The sequence below is a fragment of the Comamonas sp. wu1-DMT genome (assembly GCF_040187805.1).
In the GTDB taxonomy this organism is placed as follows: domain Bacteria; phylum Pseudomonadota; class Gammaproteobacteria; order Burkholderiales; family Burkholderiaceae_C; genus Comamonas; species Comamonas thiooxydans.
Window position 1 is genome coordinate 139,950 of sequence record NZ_JBANEM010000010.1, and the last position, 17,551, is coordinate 157,500.

16 protein-coding genes are annotated in these 17,551 nt (G+C 61.6%); all 16 read right to left on the reverse strand.

Features of this window, described 5'->3' with window-relative positions:
- Positions 1 to 92 precede the first annotated feature (92 nt).
- The 16 genes from V8Z78_RS15610 to V8Z78_RS15685 all read right to left on the reverse strand — a co-directional run bounded on the left by V8Z78_RS15610 (position 93) and on the right by V8Z78_RS15685 (position 17,541).
- Positions 93 to 1,271, reverse strand: coding sequence for an acyl-CoA dehydrogenase family protein (locus V8Z78_RS15610; protein WP_349731649.1), 1,179 nt, complete (start codon positions 1,269 to 1,271; stop codon positions 93 to 95).
- Positions 1,268 to 2,407 carry an acyl-CoA dehydrogenase family protein gene (locus V8Z78_RS15615; RefSeq protein WP_349731650.1) on the reverse strand — a complete coding sequence of 380 codons (1,140 nt, stop codon included), beginning with the start codon at positions 2,405 to 2,407 and terminating at the stop codon, positions 1,268 to 1,270. The genes V8Z78_RS15610 and V8Z78_RS15615 overlap by 4 nt, the downstream gene beginning before the upstream one ends.
- Before the next feature lie 68 nt (positions 2,408 to 2,475).
- Complete coding sequence (locus V8Z78_RS15620) at positions 2,476 to 3,351, reverse strand: SDR family oxidoreductase (RefSeq protein WP_349731651.1); 876 nt, start codon at positions 3,349 to 3,351, stop codon at positions 2,476 to 2,478.
- Between the two features lie 57 nt (positions 3,352 to 3,408).
- Positions 3,409 to 4,998 carry an amidase family protein gene (locus tag V8Z78_RS15625; protein WP_179625715.1) on the reverse strand — a complete coding sequence of 530 codons (1,590 nt, stop codon included), beginning with the start codon at positions 4,996 to 4,998 and terminating at the stop codon, positions 3,409 to 3,411.
- Positions 4,999 to 6,564 (reverse strand): amidase, encoded by a 1,566-nt coding sequence (locus V8Z78_RS15630; RefSeq protein ID WP_349731652.1) that lies wholly within the window; start codon positions 6,562 to 6,564, stop codon positions 4,999 to 5,001.
- A 100-nt stretch (positions 6,565 to 6,664) separates the two neighbouring features.
- Positions 6,665 to 7,819 (reverse strand): acetyl-CoA C-acetyltransferase, encoded by a 1,155-nt coding sequence (locus V8Z78_RS15635; RefSeq protein ID WP_012837476.1) that lies wholly within the window; start codon positions 7,817 to 7,819, stop codon positions 6,665 to 6,667.
- Positions 7,816 to 8,955, reverse strand: coding sequence for an acyl-CoA dehydrogenase family protein (locus V8Z78_RS15640; protein WP_012837475.1), 1,140 nt, complete (start codon positions 8,953 to 8,955; stop codon positions 7,816 to 7,818). The genes V8Z78_RS15635 and V8Z78_RS15640 overlap by 4 nt, the downstream gene beginning before the upstream one ends.
- A gap of 17 nt (positions 8,956 to 8,972) precedes the next feature.
- On the reverse strand, positions 8,973 to 10,127 hold the full coding sequence (locus V8Z78_RS15645; RefSeq protein WP_004341316.1) for an acyl-CoA dehydrogenase family protein: 1,155 nt from the start codon (positions 10,125 to 10,127) through the stop codon (positions 8,973 to 8,975).
- A 28-nt stretch (positions 10,128 to 10,155) separates the two neighbouring features.
- Positions 10,156 to 10,914, reverse strand: coding sequence for an enoyl-CoA hydratase family protein (locus V8Z78_RS15650; RefSeq protein WP_004341319.1), 759 nt, complete (start codon positions 10,912 to 10,914; stop codon positions 10,156 to 10,158).
- Between the two features lie 22 nt (positions 10,915 to 10,936).
- Positions 10,937 to 12,025 carry an NAD(P)H-dependent flavin oxidoreductase gene (locus V8Z78_RS15655; protein ID WP_004341321.1) on the reverse strand — a complete coding sequence of 363 codons (1,089 nt, stop codon included), beginning with the start codon at positions 12,023 to 12,025 and terminating at the stop codon, positions 10,937 to 10,939.
- Positions 12,022 to 12,924, reverse strand: coding sequence for an enoyl-CoA hydratase (locus V8Z78_RS15660; protein WP_349731654.1), 903 nt, complete (start codon positions 12,922 to 12,924; stop codon positions 12,022 to 12,024). Before V8Z78_RS15660 ends, V8Z78_RS15655 begins: the two co-directional genes overlap by 4 nt.
- Position 12,925: 1 nt before the next feature.
- Positions 12,926 to 13,696 (reverse strand): CoA-transferase subunit beta, encoded by a 771-nt coding sequence (locus V8Z78_RS15665; RefSeq protein ID WP_349731655.1) that lies wholly within the window; start codon positions 13,694 to 13,696, stop codon positions 12,926 to 12,928.
- 12 nt (positions 13,697 to 13,708) lie between these two features.
- Positions 13,709 to 14,587, reverse strand: coding sequence for a CoA transferase subunit A (locus V8Z78_RS15670; protein WP_003078407.1), 879 nt, complete (start codon positions 14,585 to 14,587; stop codon positions 13,709 to 13,711).
- 16 nt (positions 14,588 to 14,603) lie between these two features.
- The gene (locus V8Z78_RS15675) at positions 14,604 to 15,506 is read right to left on the reverse strand and encodes a VOC family protein (RefSeq protein ID WP_046461329.1); all 903 of its coding nucleotides are present in this window, start codon (positions 15,504 to 15,506) and stop codon (positions 14,604 to 14,606) included.
- A gap of 295 nt (positions 15,507 to 15,801) precedes the next feature.
- A complete protein-coding gene (locus V8Z78_RS15680) occupies positions 15,802 to 16,884 on the reverse strand; it encodes an alkene reductase (RefSeq protein WP_004341337.1) in 1,083 nt (360 codons plus the stop codon).
- A gap of 9 nt (positions 16,885 to 16,893) precedes the next feature.
- Positions 16,894 to 17,541, reverse strand: a complete 648-nt coding sequence (locus V8Z78_RS15685; protein ID WP_004341341.1) for a nuclear transport factor 2 family protein — start codon at positions 17,539 to 17,541, stop codon at positions 16,894 to 16,896.
- Positions 17,542 to 17,551 lie beyond the last annotated feature (10 nt).

Here is a 17,551-nt window from a genome sequence, read left to right on the forward strand (position 1 = left end):
ACCACCAGGGAGAACCCGCGGTTCACAGCATCTTCTTTGGAGCCACTCAGCGTATTCACCTACTCCAATGACCAAGGAGCAGGCGCGTTCGATCAGCGCGGCATGCCCAGTGCACGTTCGGCCATGAGGTTCATCTGAATCTCGTTGGTGCCTGCATAAATGGTGTCGGCACGGCTGACCAGCCATAGCTGCTGCAAAGCGCTGAACGCGGGATCCCTGAGCACCAGTTCGCCCTGCTCGCCCAGCACATCCATGGCCAGCTCGCCCAGATCACGGTGCCAGTTGGACCATGCGTATTTGGATACGGAAGCCACACGGAAGGGCGTGCTCTCATCGCTTGCGCGCAGCGCATGGGCGCGCAGAGTCTGCAGACCCATATCGGCCTTGGCCAGGCGCTGACGGATCAGCGGGTCGCGGGCAGCGCCATTGCGCCTGGCCAGGTCGATGATCAGGTCCAGCTCATAGCGGAAATGTGCCTGCTGGCCCAGAGTGGACGCACCGCGCTCGCAGCCCAGCAGATACATGGCGACCTTCCAGCCATCGCCCACGGGGCCCAGATGCAGCGCGCCTTCGGTGCGTGCGCCATCAAAGAAAACTTCGTTGAACTCCGAAGTACCGGTGATCTGGCGAATCGGACGCACCTCCACGCCGGCCTGCTTGATGGGCACCAGCAGCAGCACCATGCCCGCATGGCGGGGGCTGGCAGTGCTCGCTCCGACCTCGTCGGTGCGAGCCAGCACAAACACCCATTCGGATTCATGGGCCCACGATGTCCAGACCTTCTGGCCGTCGATCACCCACTCGCCCGTGGCTTCATCGCGGCGTGCCTTGGTGCGAATCGCGGCCAGGTCGGAGCCCGCGCCGGGCTCGGAGTAGCCCTGAGCCCAATAGTCGGTACCGGCCAGAATGCCGGGCAGAAAACGCTGTTTCTGCTCGGGCGTGCCAAAAGCCATCAGCGTGGGGGCCAGCAGGGTCTCGCCGATATGACCGATGCGGCCGGGACCGCCGCAGCGTACATACTCCTCGTGGAAGATGACTTGCTGGGCCAGCGGGACGTTGCGGCCGCCGTACCGGGTCTCCCAGCCCAGGCCGGTCCAGCCGCCCTTGGCCAGCTCCTGCTCCCATTCCTTGGCCAGTTGCGCGTCATAACCTTCGGCACCCAGACCGCTGGCATGCTTGAGCGGGGCGAACCGCCCTGTCAGATGTTGGGCCATCCATTCACGCACTTCAGCGCGAAAGGCTTCATTGACTTCCGACTCCTGCATCTTCATGCTGCCTCCGTCACGCTCTCGTCCAACAAACGCGCAGCCACCAGCTCGCGCCACTGCTCCACCGTGCCCATGCGCTGGCTGGATGCCTGCGCGCGGCGGAAGAACAGATGCGGATCAAACTCCCAGGTGAATCCCACTCCGCCGTGCAACTGAATGCTTTCGCGCGTGGAAAAGAGAGCAGCCTCCGTTGCATCTGTGCGAGCTTGAGCCGCGAAGTAGCTCAGATCGCTCGTGACGTCGGCGCCATCAGCTATGAAAGCTGCTGCATAGACGGCAGAACGAGCGGTCTCCACCTTCACCAGCATCTGCGCTGCCCGGTGCTTGACGCCCTGAAAACTGCCCACGGCCTTGCCGAACTGCTGACGCTCCTTGGTGTATTCCACGGCCAGATTCAGCGCGCGCTCGGCCACACCGACTTGTTCAGCCGCCAAACCGATGGCCGCCAGATTGCGGGTCTGCGCCCACAGGCTCCTGAGCGCCTCGCCATGCATCAACACGGCAGCGCCAGTCAATCTCACATTAACGGCCATGACATCGGCACTGCTGCGTGTGGCGTCCACCGTAGTCAGCGCCTGCATGCTCAAACCTTCTTCCTTGGCATGCACTTCCAGCAGGGCCAGCGAGCCGCAAGGCAGAGTAGCGGGCAGCAGGAACACATCGGCATGTGCTCCGGATCCCACCTGACTCCACTGGCCATTGAGCACCAGCGCATCGCCTTCGAGCTTCACGGTCGCGGCCGCGGGCAGCTCACCACGCACCGTCATGCCCAGAACGCAGATCCGGCCCGAGGCCGCCAGGCGCTCCACCACGCCCAGACCCTGCCCGGTCTGGCTCAACGCTTGCCACAACGGCGTCACTGCGACGACAGCGTCAAAAAATGGCACGCAGGCCAGGTGATAGCCCATCTGCTCCTGAAGCAGCACCAGCTCGCGCCAGCCCAGACCCATGCCACCTGCGGCTTCGGGCAGGGCCACGCTGCACCAGCCCATGTCCAGCACTTCCTGCCACAGGGCACGGTCCAGCCCGCCCTCGGTTTCAGAAACCTTGCGCACCTGCGCCGTGCTGCTTTTTTCCTGCAGAAACACCGCGGCGCTCTCGGCGATCATTTTTTGTTCTTCGTTCAGACTTAAATCCATGATGGCTCGCGTCCTGAGTTCTTCATCGAATGGGAAGGCCGGGCCCATGCCCCGGCTGATTCTTCTGCTTAGGTCCCGTAGACCTTCTGAGGAGCCTTGCCCTCGGCGATCAGCTGATCGACCACACCTGACAGCTCGGCAGGCTCCCAGCGCGCCTGCTTGTCATTGACCTTGCCGGTGAACCAGCCGTCGGCCACGGACAGCTCGCCGCCCTTGGCTTCGAAGCAGCGGCCCGTCACATGCCTGGACTGGCTGCTGCCCAGCCAGACGACGATGGAGGCCACGTTCATGGGGTCCCAGACGTCGAAGCCGGATTCGGGCTTCTTGACCATATCGGGCATGGCGCCTTCGGTCATGGAGGTGCGCGCAGCAGGTGCCAGACAGTTGGCGGTGATGCCGTAGCGCGCCAGCTCCGCGGCCTGCACCAGTGTCAGACCGGCGATGCCGGCCTTGGCTGCAGCATAGTTGCTCTGGCCTATGGAGCCTTGCAGGCCCGCGCCGGAGCTGGTGTTGATGATGCGCGCATCCACGTCCTTGCCGGCCTTCTTCTGATCGCGCCAGTAGCCGCCAAACACCTTGGCCATGCAAAAATGTCCGCGCAGATGCACGCGCATGACCATATCCCAGTCCTCTTCGGACAGGCTCAGGAACATGCGGTCGCGCAGCACGCCCGCGTTGTTGACGATGACCTGCACATCGCCAAAGGCGGCCAGTGTCGCATCGAGAATCGATTGCGCTCCGGCCACCGTGGTGATGTCACCCGTGTTGGCCAGCGCCTTGCCACCAGCGGCCCTGACTTCCTCGGCCACGGCCTGGGCGGCTTCGGCACGAATGTCGTTGACCACCACATTTGCACCTTCTTGCGCGAAGGCCAGCGCATAAGCGCGGCCCAGGCCACCGCCTGCACCGGTGATGACGACGGTTCTCTGGTTGCAAATACCCATTTCTTTCCCCTTTTGCTTGCAATGCAGACAACCTCATGGCCGTCTGCCTTTTTGAAATTACGCTTTGAAGACCGACAGATCAGGCTGACGATGTGCCCAGGGAACGGCTTGTTCCAGCTGCGCGGCCAGCGCCAGCAAGCGCCCTTCGCGGCCGAACGGCGCAGCGAAGTGCGCGCCCACAGGCAAGTTGTCCCTGGTCCAGTGCATGGGCACAGACATGGCGGGCTGGCCTGTCATATTGAAAAGTGCGGTATAGGGCGAAGCCTTGACGGCTTCGCGCGCGAATGAGTCATAAGGCTGGTCCAGCGTCAGCACGCCCAACAGCGGTGGCGGCACAGCCATCACCGGGGTCAGAATCAAGTCGTACTTCAGAAAAAATCGGTCCAGAATCTGGCCCGCCGTATCGAAGTTGGTACGCGCCATCAGCATCTGCTCGGCGGTATAGGACTTGGCCTTTTCCAGATACAGCCAGTCCATCTGCTCTACCTCATCCTGGCGCACGGCGCGACCCAGCAGCTTTTCGCGGGCGCGGATGCTGGCCATCATGCCCACGGATGTCACCACGCCCAGGCCCGAGAACACCTCAGCCACAGGCAACTCCGGCATGTCCTCCACGATTTCATGCCCCAGCGCCAGGCAGGCCTTGATGGCCTTGTCCACCGCAGCCTGACAGTCCGCATGCACGGGAATGCCAAAGTAGTTCCTGGACCAGACGGCGATCCTGAGCTTCTTGGGCGACTGCTTGAGGGCGTCCAGATAGCTGCCCTCCACGTCGCGCGGCGGCACGGTGCGCGAGCCCGGCTCGCGCCCCTGCGTCAGATCGAGTAGGTGAGCGCTGTCGCGCACGCTGCGACTGATGACATGGTTCATGGACAAGCCCATCCAGCCTTCCATATTGGCCGGACCGGCGGGCAGACGGCCGCGGCTGGGCTTGAGGCCAAACAGGCCGCAGTGCGAAGCGGGAATGCGAATGGAGCCGCCTCCGTCGCTGGCATGGGCCACGGGCACAATGCCTGCGGCAACCACCGATGCCGCACCACCCGAGGAGCCGCCCGTCGTGTGGGCAGCATTCCATGGATTGGGCGACTTGCCGTAGAGCAAGGACTCGGTCGTGGGCGTCTGGCCGAACTCGGGCGATGCCGTCTTGCCAAAGATATTGAGACCGGCCGCCTTGTAGCGTGCCACCAGGGTACTGTCGTACTCTGCCACGGCCCCCTTGAAAAAGCGGCAGCCGTTGGTAGTGACCGTTCCCTTCAGATACTGGTTCAGATCCTTGAGCAGAAAGGGCACGCCCCACATGGGCGCCCTGGCTGTGGCTTCGGCACGTGCAGCGCTGCCCAGAGCCGACATCTGCTTGGCCTGATCACGTGCCAGATCGTAGTCCTTGATGACCACTGCGTTGAGCTTGGGCAAGGCCTCGGTGCGTGCAATCGCCGCTTCCAGCGCTTCCAGCGGCGTGATATCGCCCCGGCGGATCTGTTCTGCCCAGGCGTAGCCATCCACCGCCGTCGCCTCATTTTTCTTCTGTGCAGCCATTGTCGGCATGGCTGTTGCTGCGGCCACGGCACCTGCGCCCTGAATAAAGCCACGACGATCCACACCTTGATTCACTGATTCCATGCTCTCCTCCTTCTTGTTGCCGGACATTCAAGCCTTGAGTGCGGACAGGTCCGGCACGCGATGTGCCCATGGCAGGGCTTGCTCCAGCTGCGCCGCCAGACGCAGCAAGCGGCCTTCGCCACCAAACGGTGCGACAAAGTGGGAACCCACAGGGAGGTGGTCCGCCGTCCAGTGCAGCGGCACGGACATGGCCGGATGACCGCTGATGTTGAACAGCGAGGTAAACGCGGAGGAGTTCATGGCCTCGGCGGCATAGCTTTCATAGGGTTGATCGAGTCGCAGAGCGCCCAGCTTCTGTGCAGGCACCACGGTGGTGGGCGTCAGAATCAGGTCGTACCTGGACAGGAATGCATCGATCAATTGCCCCGCCTTGTCGAAGCCTGCGCGGCTGCGGTACAGATCCAGCGCCGAGGCCTTCTTCGCGGCCTGCAACGCAGCCCAGTTCAGCGGCTCCATCTCGTCTTCGCGCACAGCGCGGCCCAGCTGCTTTTCACGGTATTCAATGGCGCTGAGCAGACCTGCCGACATGCCTGCACCCATGCCACCAAAAATTTCGTTCACCGGCAGCTCCGGCATGGCCTCTTCAACAAAATGCCCCATGGCCTCGCAGGCCTTGGCCGCTTTGTCCACGGCCTCCAGGCATTCGGTATGTACGGGAATCCCGAAGTAGTTCTTGCGCCAGACGGCAATACGCAGCTTGCGCTCGGGCTGGTGCATCGCTTCAAGGTAGCCCCGAGAAACATCAGAGGGAGGTCGCACTCGCGAGCCGAACTCGGGCCCAGCACTCAAGTCCAGCAGCAAGGCTGTGTCGCGCACGCTGCGGCTGATGACGTGGTTCACCGACAAACCTGTTGCGCCATCCAGCGCTCCTGGCCCTGCAGGCACACGTCCACGACTGGGCTTGAGTCCGAACAGGCCGCAATGTGCGGCCGGTATGCGGATGGAGCCGCCACCATCGCTGGCATGGCCCACGGGCAGAATGCCGGCCGCCACCACAGCGGCAGTCCCACCGGAAGAACCGCCCGTGGTATGCCCGGTGTTCCAGGGGTTGGGCGTGACGCCGTAAAGCTTTGACTCCGTGGTAGTCGTCATGCCGAACTCGGGAGATGCCGTCTTGCCAAAGATGTTGAGACCCGCAGCCTTGTAGCGCATCACCAGCGTGGAGTCCTGCGACGCGACAGCATCCTTGAAGAAGCGGCAACCATTGCTGGTCACGGTTCCTGCCATGCTCAGACCCAGGTCCTTGAGCACAAACGGCAGACCCCACAGCGGGGCTTTGTCAGTCGCCTGTTTGCGTGCATCGCGGCCCATGGTCGAGAGCTTCTTGGCATGCTCGCGGGCCAGTTCGTAGTCTTTGATGACCACGGCATTGAGCTTGGGCAAGGCTTCAACGCGCGCAATGGCGGCATCAAGAGCCTCCAGCGGCGTGATATCGCCTTTGCGCATCTGCGCTGCCATGGTGATGGCATCGGCCTGCGCAACGGTCCTGGTGCCGACTTGAGCTTGCGCTGCTGGCAGACCCAGCGCTGCCGCCGCGGCAGTTGCTCCGGCCAGGAATGCTCTGCGATCTGAATCCGTCGCTTTGTCTTGCATGTCTTTGTCTCCGTAGATATTTTTGTGGATGACTTGCTAAGCCGCCAACACCGGAGCTCCAACGCAATACAGGCACCCAGGGGTGCCTGCATGTCTGCCGTCAGAGTCTCTCGATGATGGTCACATTGGCCTGTCCTCCACCTTCGCACATGGTCTGCAAGCCGTAGCGCCCGCCGGTGCGCTCCAGCTCGTGCAGCAGCGTGGTCATGAGCTTGGCGCCTGAGGCTCCCAGTGGATGACCGAGCGCAATCGCACCGCCGTTGACGTTGGTCCTGGCATGGTCGTAGCCGGTCTCCTTGAGCCACGCCATGACCACGGAAGCAAAGGCCTCGTTGATCTCGACCAGGTCGATGTCGGACATGGTCATGCCCGCCTTCTTGAGCGCATATTCCGTGGCTGGAATCGGCGCGGTCAGGTGCCAGATGGGGTCATCGGCGCGCACGCTCATATGGTGAATGCGAGCGCGTGGCTTGAGGTTGTAGCGCTTGAGCGCTGCTTCGGACACCACCAGCACGGCAGCCGCCGCATCGCAGGTGGAGCTTGAGACGGCTGCAGTGATGGAGGGATAGTCGGGGTCCACCGGCTCCAGCGTGGCCATCTTCTCCAGAGTCGAGAGGCGAGCGGTCTCATCCATCATGAAAGCGCCAAAGGGAACGATTTCACGGTCGAAGCGGCCCTCGGCAATCGCATTCAAAGCGCGGTCGTGGCTTTCCTTGGCAAATACTTCCATGTCGGCACGACTCACGCCCCAGTGGTCTGCAATACGCTGGGCGGCGTAGAACTGGTTGACGGGTGCGTTACCGAAACGCGCCTGCCAGCCTTTGCTCTCGGCAAACGGCGTGGTAAAGCCCAGGGGCTGGCCGGCGAGCATGGCCGAGGAAATGGGAATGGCGGTCATGGTCTGCACGCCACCGGCCAGCACCACGTCCTGCGTTCCACTCATCACGGCCTGGGCCGCAAAATGAATGGCTTGCTGGGACGAGCCGCACTGGCGATCAATCGTGGTGCCCGGCACGTTCAAGGGCATGCCGGCTGCCAGCCAGGAAGTCCGGGCAATGTCGCCAGCCAGAGAACCTATGGTGTCCACGCAGCCAAAGATCACGTCGTCGTAATCGGCTGCGGGAATGTCGTTGCGCTCAACCAGCGCTTTGATCACATGGGCGCCGAGGTCGGCACCGTGCACGGTGGCAAGAGAGCCCTTGCGCTTTCCGGTAGGAGAGCGCAGCGCATCAACGATATAAGCCTGGGCGCTCATGCGGCCACCTCTTCAGCAACGTTCTTAATAGCATCTTGCGCAGAGCAGGAGGCACATGAATCGATTTCTCGATCAAAAGTCGATCCGGGGCCCACCGGGGCATTGGGACTGCGCAGCAGGCCCTGAGTCAGGCGGGCCGCGTGGTATGCCTTGTCGCCCCAGGCAGCGTCCAGCACCCAGGCGCGCTTCATGAACATCTGCAGATCGACTTCCCAGGTGTAGCCCATGGCGCCATGCACCTGCAGGCTGTTGCGCGCGGCAAACCAGCTCGCTTCGCTGCACTGAAGCTTGGCGTGCGAGATACGCACGGCCAGATCGGGTTCACCGTGCTGCAGCGCGTAGAAGGCACGGTAGAGAACGGGTTTGGCAAACTCGATCTTGGTGACGATGTCCGACAGGTGGTGCTGCACGGCCTGAAAGCTGCCTATGACCTTGTCGAACTGCTTGCGCTGTGCCACGTAGTCCACCGAGAGATCCAGCATGCGCTGGGCCAGGCCCAGCATCTGGGCAGCAGCGGCGAGTGCACCGCGCTCGCCGGCTGTGTCCCAGACCTTCTGGCCCTGAGTGCCGTCGAGCAAACGGGTGGCATCGGATGCCGTCCAGCGTACCCGTGACAGACGGCGCGAAGAGTCGATACTGCTCAGTGCCGTGATCTCGCACTGTGCAGGCCTGACCAGGTGCAACTCCAGGCCGGTGGCCGTGGCATGGGGCAGCAACAGCACATCGGCCAATGCCGCGTCCGCCACATTGAGGTTGACGGGATGGCCCACGGCCACGCGGCAGCTGCCTTCGGCAATCCTGGACAGCCAGACACGGCTCTCATGTCCTTGCGGCAATGCACACAGCATGCCCACAGCCACATAGGCGGTGTCGGTCAGGGAATCGGGCAGAGCGTAATAGCCCACCTCCTGCAGCAGCAGTGCCCAGTCCACATCGGCCATGCCCATGCCGCCATCGGCTTCGGGAGCGGACAGGCCCATCAAGCCTTGTTCTGCAATCTTGGCCCACAGCTCGGGACTGCGACCGGTCGGGGTTTCCCAGATGTCGCGCAGCAGCTCGGGGGCTGCTTCGGTCATCAGAAAGCGGCTGATCGAGTCACGGAATGCGATTTGATCTTCGGTAAAGGTGAAGTCCATGGTTGTCTCCCTGCCGATCAGGATTTGGGCAGGCCCAGCATGCGCTGAGCGATGATGTTGCGCTGGATCTCGTTGCTGCCCGCGTAGATGGGACCAGCCTGCGAGAACAGGAAACCTTCCAGCCATTCGTTGGCCTCGGCGTCATCGATGAGCTCGGCACGCGCGCCCAGAATGCGCATCGCGGTTTCGTGAATCATGATGTCCAGCTCGGACCAGACAATCTTGTTGGTGCTGGCTTCGGCGCCAATCTGTGCGCCCTTGTTAAGGCGGCCTACCGTGTGATAGGAAGACAGCGTGTATGCCTCCGCCCCCTGCCAGGCACGCAGCACGGCATCGCGAATCGAGTGATCGCGGTCGGCATCGACCTGATTGCGCAGATACAGGTCCACCAGCTTCTGCGCACTGCGCTGATAGCGGGCGGGAGAGCGCAGCAGCAGGCCGCGCTCAAAGCCGGCCGTCGCCATCGCCACATGCCAGCCCTTGCCTTCTGCACCCAGCAGGTTCTCCACGGGTACTTCGACATCGTCGAAGAAGATTTCGGCAAAGTGCTCACGACCATTGATGGCACGAATGGGACGCACGGTGATGCCGGGCGTATTCAAGGGCACCAGTATGTAGCTCAGACCATGATGGCGGCTCGATGTCGGATCACTGCGGAACAGGCCGAACACCCAGTCGGCAAAGATCGCACGGGTAGACCAGATTTTCTGACCGTTCAAGATGAATTTGTCACCCATGCGTGTGGCGCGGCTGCTGATGGCAGCCATGTCCGAGCCGGCGTTGGGCTCCGACCACCCCTGGGCCCACATATCGTCGCAGCGGGCCATACGGGGCAGAAAGCGGGCCTTCTGCTCGGGCGTGCCGAATTCCATCAGCGTGGAGCCTAACAGCAGAATGCCGTTCTGGTTCACGCGGGATGGAGCATCGGCTGCCCAGTACTCTTCTTCAAAAATCAGCCATTCGGTCAGGTCGCAGCCGCTGCCGCCCAAGTCCTTGGGCCAGGTCACGGCGCTGTAGCCGGCGCTGGCCAGCTTGGCTTCCCACTGGCGGTGCTGCTCGAAACCCTCTCGAGTGTCATAGCTCTGCAGTCGTTCCTTGGGCACATTGTTCTTGAGCCATTCACGTACCTGGGCACGGAAGGTCTTCTGCGCTGGGGTGTATGTCAAATCCATGGTTGTCTCCTCTTCGCGCTAGTGATGCTCAGAATTTGGCGTCGCGCTTTTCCACAAAGGCGCTGCGCGTCTCGGCGGAATCTGGACTCATATAGGCTTGCAGGGTGAATCCCTGCTCCCAGCGGTATTTGTCTTCGAGATTGCCGTCTTCGATGCCGGTCAGCGCCTCCTTGGCGATGCGGATCATGGCGGGGCTCTTGGCGGCAATCTTGTTGGCGATCTCCATGGCGACGTCGCGCAACTGCTCACGGGGAACAACACGCTCGATGGCACCCAGGCGCAGGGCTTCTGCCGCAGCGATCATCTCGCCCGTAAAGAACAGATAGCGGGTCTTCTGCACGCCAAACATGCGCTGCAGATGGGCGGCACCGCCCATGGCTCCGCGGTCCACTTCAGGCAGTCCGAAAGTGGCGTCTTCCGCGGCGATCACGATGTCCGATGCCCCGCAGATACCGATGCCGCCGCCCAACACAAAGCCGTGCACGGCCGCAATCACAGGCACCTTATTCAGGTGCACGGCCTTGAACGTGGCGTAGTTGCCTGCGTTCACGTCGATGATGAGCTTGTCGTCGGTAGCCAGCTCCTTGATGTCCACACCCGCGCAGAAACCACGGTTCTCGGCACGGATGACGATCACGCGCACCTCGGGCCGGTCGCCCAGCGCCTGGATTTCCCGGGCCAGGCCATTCCAGCCGGCTGCATTCAAGGCATTCACGGGAGCACGGTCTATCACCAGCTCCGCCACGCCGTTGTCATGAATATTGGAGTGAAATTGTTGAGTGGACATATCCGGTCTCGTTGGCTTGTTGTTATGCGGGAGTCAATGCGTTCAATGCGTTGCGACGGTCCATGGCCTGGCGGACAATTCCGCCTATCACTTCCTCACAGCTGTCGAGCCGGCCAATCAGCGCGGCCACCTGGCCGGCAGACATCACGCCCTCTGCGGGATTGCCATCGACCATGGAGCGCTGCAACAACATGGGGGCATTGGCAGCCATCACGGTCTGGGCGACGGAAGACGAGTCTTCGCGCATGGCTTTCATGAAAATGCTCAAGGCCTGGCCCGTGGTCATGCCGGTCTCGGCCTTCCACTGCAATGCCAGACCCAGGGCGATGCGCAAGCGCTTCATGGGGCTGGCTTTTTCGAGCATGGCCAGGTATTCGTTGGGAATCATGCGCTGGGGCATGCCATCGACCAGATGCGAGATGGCGATCTTTTCCGCATCCCTTGCAGCCAGATAGCGCTGCAGCGTGGCGGCGGGCACCTTGGAATCACTGGTCATCAAGAACCGCGTGCCCATGGCAATACCCGATGCGCCATAGGCCAGAGCAGCCAGCAGGCCACGGCCGTCATAAAAGCCGCCTGCGGCAATCACGGGCACATCGACCGCATCCACTACCTGAGGCAGCAGCACCGTGGTGGGAACGCTGCCGGTATGGCCTCCCCCTTCACCGCCTTGTACGGTGATGGCATTGGCGCCCATCTCGATCGCCTTCTGAGCATGCTTCAAGGCCCCCACTGTGGGCATGCAGACGATGCCGGCATCACGCAGACGGCCGATCACCTTCTTGTCCGGACCTCGGCCGTAACTGACGGCACGCAGACGATGCTTCACAGCCAGGTCCAGCAACTGCTGAGCGTTGGGCTGGAACATATGGAAATTCAGGCCGAAAGGCTGGTCATCGGTCTCGCGCTTGACACGCAGAATTTCGGCTTCGATCCTGTCGGCGGGAATGGTGGCGCCGGCCAGAAAGCCGAAGCCGCCGGCGTTGGTAGTACCTATCACCAGATCAGCGCCCGCCACATAGCCCATGGCCGTCTGGATGACGGGGTAGCGGCACCCCAGCAGGTCGCAGATAGGAGTGCGCAGACTGCCCATATCGTTCATATTGCTCATGCCTTTGACTCTTCTTTATTGGCCTTTGCCATGGACCTGGCATCCTGGCCGCCCAGTTGCCCCATGCCCATCGCCTGACTGTGCGCGTGAGCAAAGTGGTGGTAGCCAAAAGCCATGTCCATGGTGGAACGCAGGCCCTGCAGCTCCTCGGCCTTGTTGACGACCATCTTGGTCAGCGCCAGGCCCAGACGCGGCTGGGCCGCCATGCGCTGGGCCATGGCATAGACCTGATCCTCGAGCTCGGCACGCGGAACCACGCGGTTGACCATGCCCATCTGATAGGCGCGCTCTGCCGGCATGCGCTCGCCCAGCAGCAGGAACTCCTTGGCAATACGCGGATGCAGTTCGTGGGCGTGGGCGAAGTACTCCACACCGGGGATGCCCATGCGCACCACGGGATCCTGGAAAAACGCATCGTCGCTGGCCACGATCAGGTCGCAGATCCAGGCCAGCATCAGACCGCCCGCCACGCATGCCCCCTGCACCATGGCAATCATGGGCTTGGGGATGTCGCGCCAGCGCCGGCACATGCCCAGGTAGACCTCCTGCTCACGGGCAAACAGCTGCTCGCCGCCGGGCTTGTTGGTGTGATCCCACCACAGGTGTGCACGGTCAAAGGACTTGTTGATGTCTCGGCCGGGCGTGCCGATATCGTGACCCGCACTGAAGTGCTTGCCTTCGCCGCGCAGCACGATGACCTTGACGCGATCGTCATCGGTCGCCTTGCGAAATGCAGCATCCAACGCATAGGTCATCTGCGAGTTCTGCACGTTGTTGAACGTGGGCCGATTCATGATGACCGTGGCAATGCCGTTGTCCACGCTATAGAGAACGGGCTCGTCCGTTTCATAGACGGCTTTGTCCTCGCGTGTCACAAATTCGCTGGATGCATCATCCATATCAGACTCCCATGGCCGTAGCGCGCAGATTGTGCGGATCGAGCTGAGCCAGCAAGGCCAGTTGCTCGGGCGTGGGATCAGGTGTCACACCCACGCTCTCGGGAACATGGATCGGAAAGCCCGTGGCCTCCTTGACCTGCGCCGCCGTCACGCCGGGATGCAGCGACACCAGGCGCACTTGATGACTGGGTCCGCCAAAGTCCATCACACACAGATTGGTGAAGATGAAGCGAATGTCGGTGGTCTCCTCCAGCGTCCAGCCCTTGGCCAGGCGCGCAGGGTTGTAGCCCACGCTGCCCACGGCATCGACCTCACCCGGGACAAAAACCTTGGTGCTGTGGTTGGGCACAAAGAAGGAATTCGCGTGGTTGATCGAATTGCCGGGGAAGCCGCGCACCCCCAGCATCATGGACTTGGGACGAGCGTAGTCGCTGCCCACCATGGAAATATTGCCCTGACCGAAGCGGTCCACCTGCACGGGACCCACCATGGCGTGGCGCTTGCCTCCCCAGACGTTGTCGAAGATGCGCGAGAAACCCATCCAGCTTTCACGCTTGATCTTGTATTCACCTCGTGGACCTACGGGCACGGGTTCATTGACCACCCAGGCTTCGGAGTCCGTCATCATCAGAGCGGTGTTGATGGAACGCATGCACAGCGAAGCCGCCAGACGTGGCACCAGGCCAATGCCGGTGGCCAACACCTCGCCGTCGTTTTCCCAGGCACGTGCCGCGGCGCAGATGACGCGATCTACCAATGCAATTTCACTCATCTCTGTGCCTCCTCAGAACACGGGCAAGGGCAGGCGCTTGATTGCTTCCATGCCACCCACTTTTTCCAGATATTCCTGCTCCGTGCACTGCACGTATTTCTGCTGGTAGCTGCTCCAGCCGCCCTCCTCCTTGCTGCTGGCCGCGTATTCCTTGAAGTGCTTGACATCAAAGCCATACAGAGGAGCGCAGGACGATGGGTGAGCACCGCCGGGCAGATGCACGACACCTGTGGTTTCAGAGCGCTCCCAGAACACCAGGCGAGCGGCTTGCTCCGACTCGAAGCTGCTGGACTCGACCAGTTCGTCGCAGCTCACAAACGTATTGGTTGCGGCTCGCGCAAACAGGTCGTCCATATAGATATCGGGACCGGCAATCTGGCAGACACCGCGAGAGTCCGCGCGATCCACGTGCAGCAGGGCCACATCCAGATTGATGGCGGGCATCGCCACCCACTCCTTGCCGTCGTAGGGCGATTCGATAAGGCGAATGGAGCTGTTGTGCTTGAGCACATCGGTGCCCAGACCGACTCGGGTGGGAATATAGGGAATGCGCATGCCGGCAGCCTTCAGGCCCAGCACCATATGACCTTCGTCAATTTCCATGACCTCGATCTCACCACTCTGGCGGGCCTTGCGAAAGTACGGCTCCAGCGGGATGAAGTCCAGCGACACGAAGGCGAAGATCAACTTCTTGACCTTGCCTGCCGCACACAGCATGCCCACATCGGCACCGCCATAGGCCACCACGGTCAGATCCTTGACGGGGCTGCGCAGCAGCTCGCGCACCAGGGCCATGGGCTTGCGCCGGGGCCCCCAGCCACCAATTCCGATCGTCATGCCGTCCTTGATGGATGCCACAACGTCCTTCGCTGTCATCAATTTATTGGCCATGTCTCCAAGCCTCCTATCAGTTGTTTTCAGGGCGGCCCACGCTGAAGTCGTGCCCCCAGAGGCTTACGGTCGTGAACTCGTGCGTGATGTGGTGTTCCCAGTCGATGATGGCGCCGCCATAGCCGAACTCCAGGTCGAAGTTGGAGGGCGTCTTCATGTAGAACGAGATCATCTTGTCGTTGGTGTGCTGACCCAGAGTGGCAGAGAGCTTGACCTGGCTCTTTTGCATGCGGTCCATGGCGCGGCCCACTTCGGGCATGTTGTCCACCTCCACCATCACGTGTACGCAACCCGAGGGAGAAGGGAATTCGGCCAGCGCCAGGCTGTGGTGACGAGCGTTGGCGCAGTGGAAGAAGTGGATTCGGACCGTGGGGCCGGCATCGCCTGCGGGCTTAAAGTTGTAAATATCCGAGAGGCCAAAGCCCAGCACATTGCGCACAAAGGCCACGGTCTTGTCAAAGTCGGGAGCAGGCAGCACGGTGTGGCCCAGACCATAGTCACCGGTGATGAAGCGCGACACGCCCTGGGGCGATGCGAAATGGCTGAAGTCGGACTTGAAGCCCCAGACGATCTCATGACGGTTTCCGGACGGATCCATCACGATGGCCAACTCCTGCACATGGCGCTTGGCACACAGCTCGGGGCGGCCCATTTCGTAGTGCACATCAGCAGCCTGCAACACCTCGAGCGCCTGCTCGAAGGCTTGCTTGTTGGCCACCTCCCAACCGGATGCGGAGTATCTGTCATTGCTGCCAGGCTGAACCTGGAAGCGGAACTGACGCTCATCCATCTTGATCAGCAGATCGCCATCGGCAGTGGTGCTCGGCATCATGCCAAGCACGTCACGTGCGTAGCTGACCCAGCGATCCAAATCAGAGCTCTCGGCAACAACGTACGCTAGTCCACGTATTTCCATCATGATGTCGGGGCCTCCAACCCAAATCCTTTAGTGATGCAGAGGATTCTGAAGAGGAGAGCCTTTGCAAACATCGTCCATTGAGACTAACGATTTGCCGCTTCATCACCCAAATTTAATAGCACTCATACAAGAATCAGCATGTATTTCAGCGGAATAGACTAGATTGCTTTCAACCTTTTGAAACAGGCCGAACCGACACCCTTGCGACAGCCGTGAAAACCCTCGGTACAAAAAAAAAAGGCCGCACCCCCATGCGGGAATGCGGCCAACACGATGAACTCAGTTTCTTGATGGATCAGACGGTCTGCACTTCCTCTGCAGACGCATAGTCGTTGTAGCCCCTGGCACCAGGGGTGTAGAGCGTGTTGCGGTCAAACCTGGCCAAAGGCAGGCCCTGGCGCATGCGCTGCACAAGATCGGGGTTGGCGATGAAATGCCGCGCAAAAGATACCGCCTTGCCCTCGCCTGCCTGCAACGCGGCTTCGGCGCTTTGCGCATCAAAGCCATCGTTGAGAATCAGGTTCTCGCCAAAGTTCTCACGCGCCAGCTTGAAGGCATCGATTGAAGGATCGAAGACTGCACGCATCACATGCAGATAGGCAATGCCCAGCTTGGCGGCCTGACGCATCAGCTCGGCATGGGTTGCCGCGGAGTTTTCATCCGCTGTGTCATTGAAGGTGTTGCCGGGGTTCAGGCGCAGCCCCACGCGATCGATGCCGATGGCCTCTCCCATGGAGCCCAGGCATTCCACGGCGAAACGTGAGCGGCTGCTGGCGTTGCCACCATATTCATCGGTACGCTGATTGGTACTGGAATGCAGGAACTGCAGACTCAGATAGCCGCTGGTGCCATGCAGCTCGACGCCGTCAAAGCCCGCATCCATGGCGCGCCGAGCAGCCGCAGCATGCCCGGCAATCGCCTTGCGCACTTCTTCGGTGGTCAATGCCTGGGGCTGGTCGAAATCCTGCATGCCTGCCGCATCGGTCCAGATCTTGCCCTGAGCCTGAATGGCGGACGCCGATACGGAACGCACACCAGCGGGTTTGATATGGCTGCTGCCGATACGACCGGAGTGCATGATTTGCAGCACGATGGATCCGCCACGCGCATGCACGGCGTCCGTCACACGGCGCCAGCCGCGCACATGAGCGGCAGTTTCGATGCCGGGCTGACGACAGTAGGCTTGACCCGTGACCTCGGGCCAGGCCCCTTCAGCCACGATCAGGCCGGCATCAGCGCGCTGGCCATAGTGCTCGGCCATGATGTCGGTGGGCGTGCCATCGGCATCGGCGCGGTTGCGCGTCATGGGGGCCATGACCACGCGGTTCTGCAGAGCAATCTTGCCCAGCTGGATGGGAGTGAAAAGCGTTTGACTCATGCCGGCTCCTTAGCGCACACGCATGCGAGGCGCAGGTGTGCCACGGCGCATGCTTTTGAGGAACTGCTCCAGCGGCGCGGGCGCGGCCACTTGCGGCAACTCATCCTTGTCGGGGCGCTGGGCCCAGAACTCCTTCCAGCTCGGGAACAGGTCGTGGAAAGCGCCATGGTAGGGCTCACGACCGGGCCAGCGCATCTTCATGTCGCCAATCGGTGGCTTGTTCAGATCCGTGGCATACCAGTAACAGGGCAGACGACGACGGAAGTACCACTGGCCGTCAATGCGCTCGTAGTCGTCCCAGTACAGCATCTGCATGATGACCCACTCGGCACCGCATTCATGCTCGTTCTTGGAGTAGACCACGCCGGTGGCGTGATCTCGATCCACAAACTCGATGATGTGCTGGCCCAGATGGTGCGAGGTTCCCGTGAACTGGTCACGCAGCGTGCTGTCCTGCCAGGCCATGAAATGCGCCCGCCCCACTTTTTCCTTGCCCACCTTGATATCGGGAGCGAACAGGTTCACATGGGCGTCCATGTCGCGCATGTCCAGCGACAGGGAATACTTGCCAGCCAGTTGACGAATCGCATCCAGCGACTCCAGCCTGTCGATACGCTCTTCCAGCGTTTGTGGCCACTGATTCACGGGTTCACTCATCTCTTCAGCC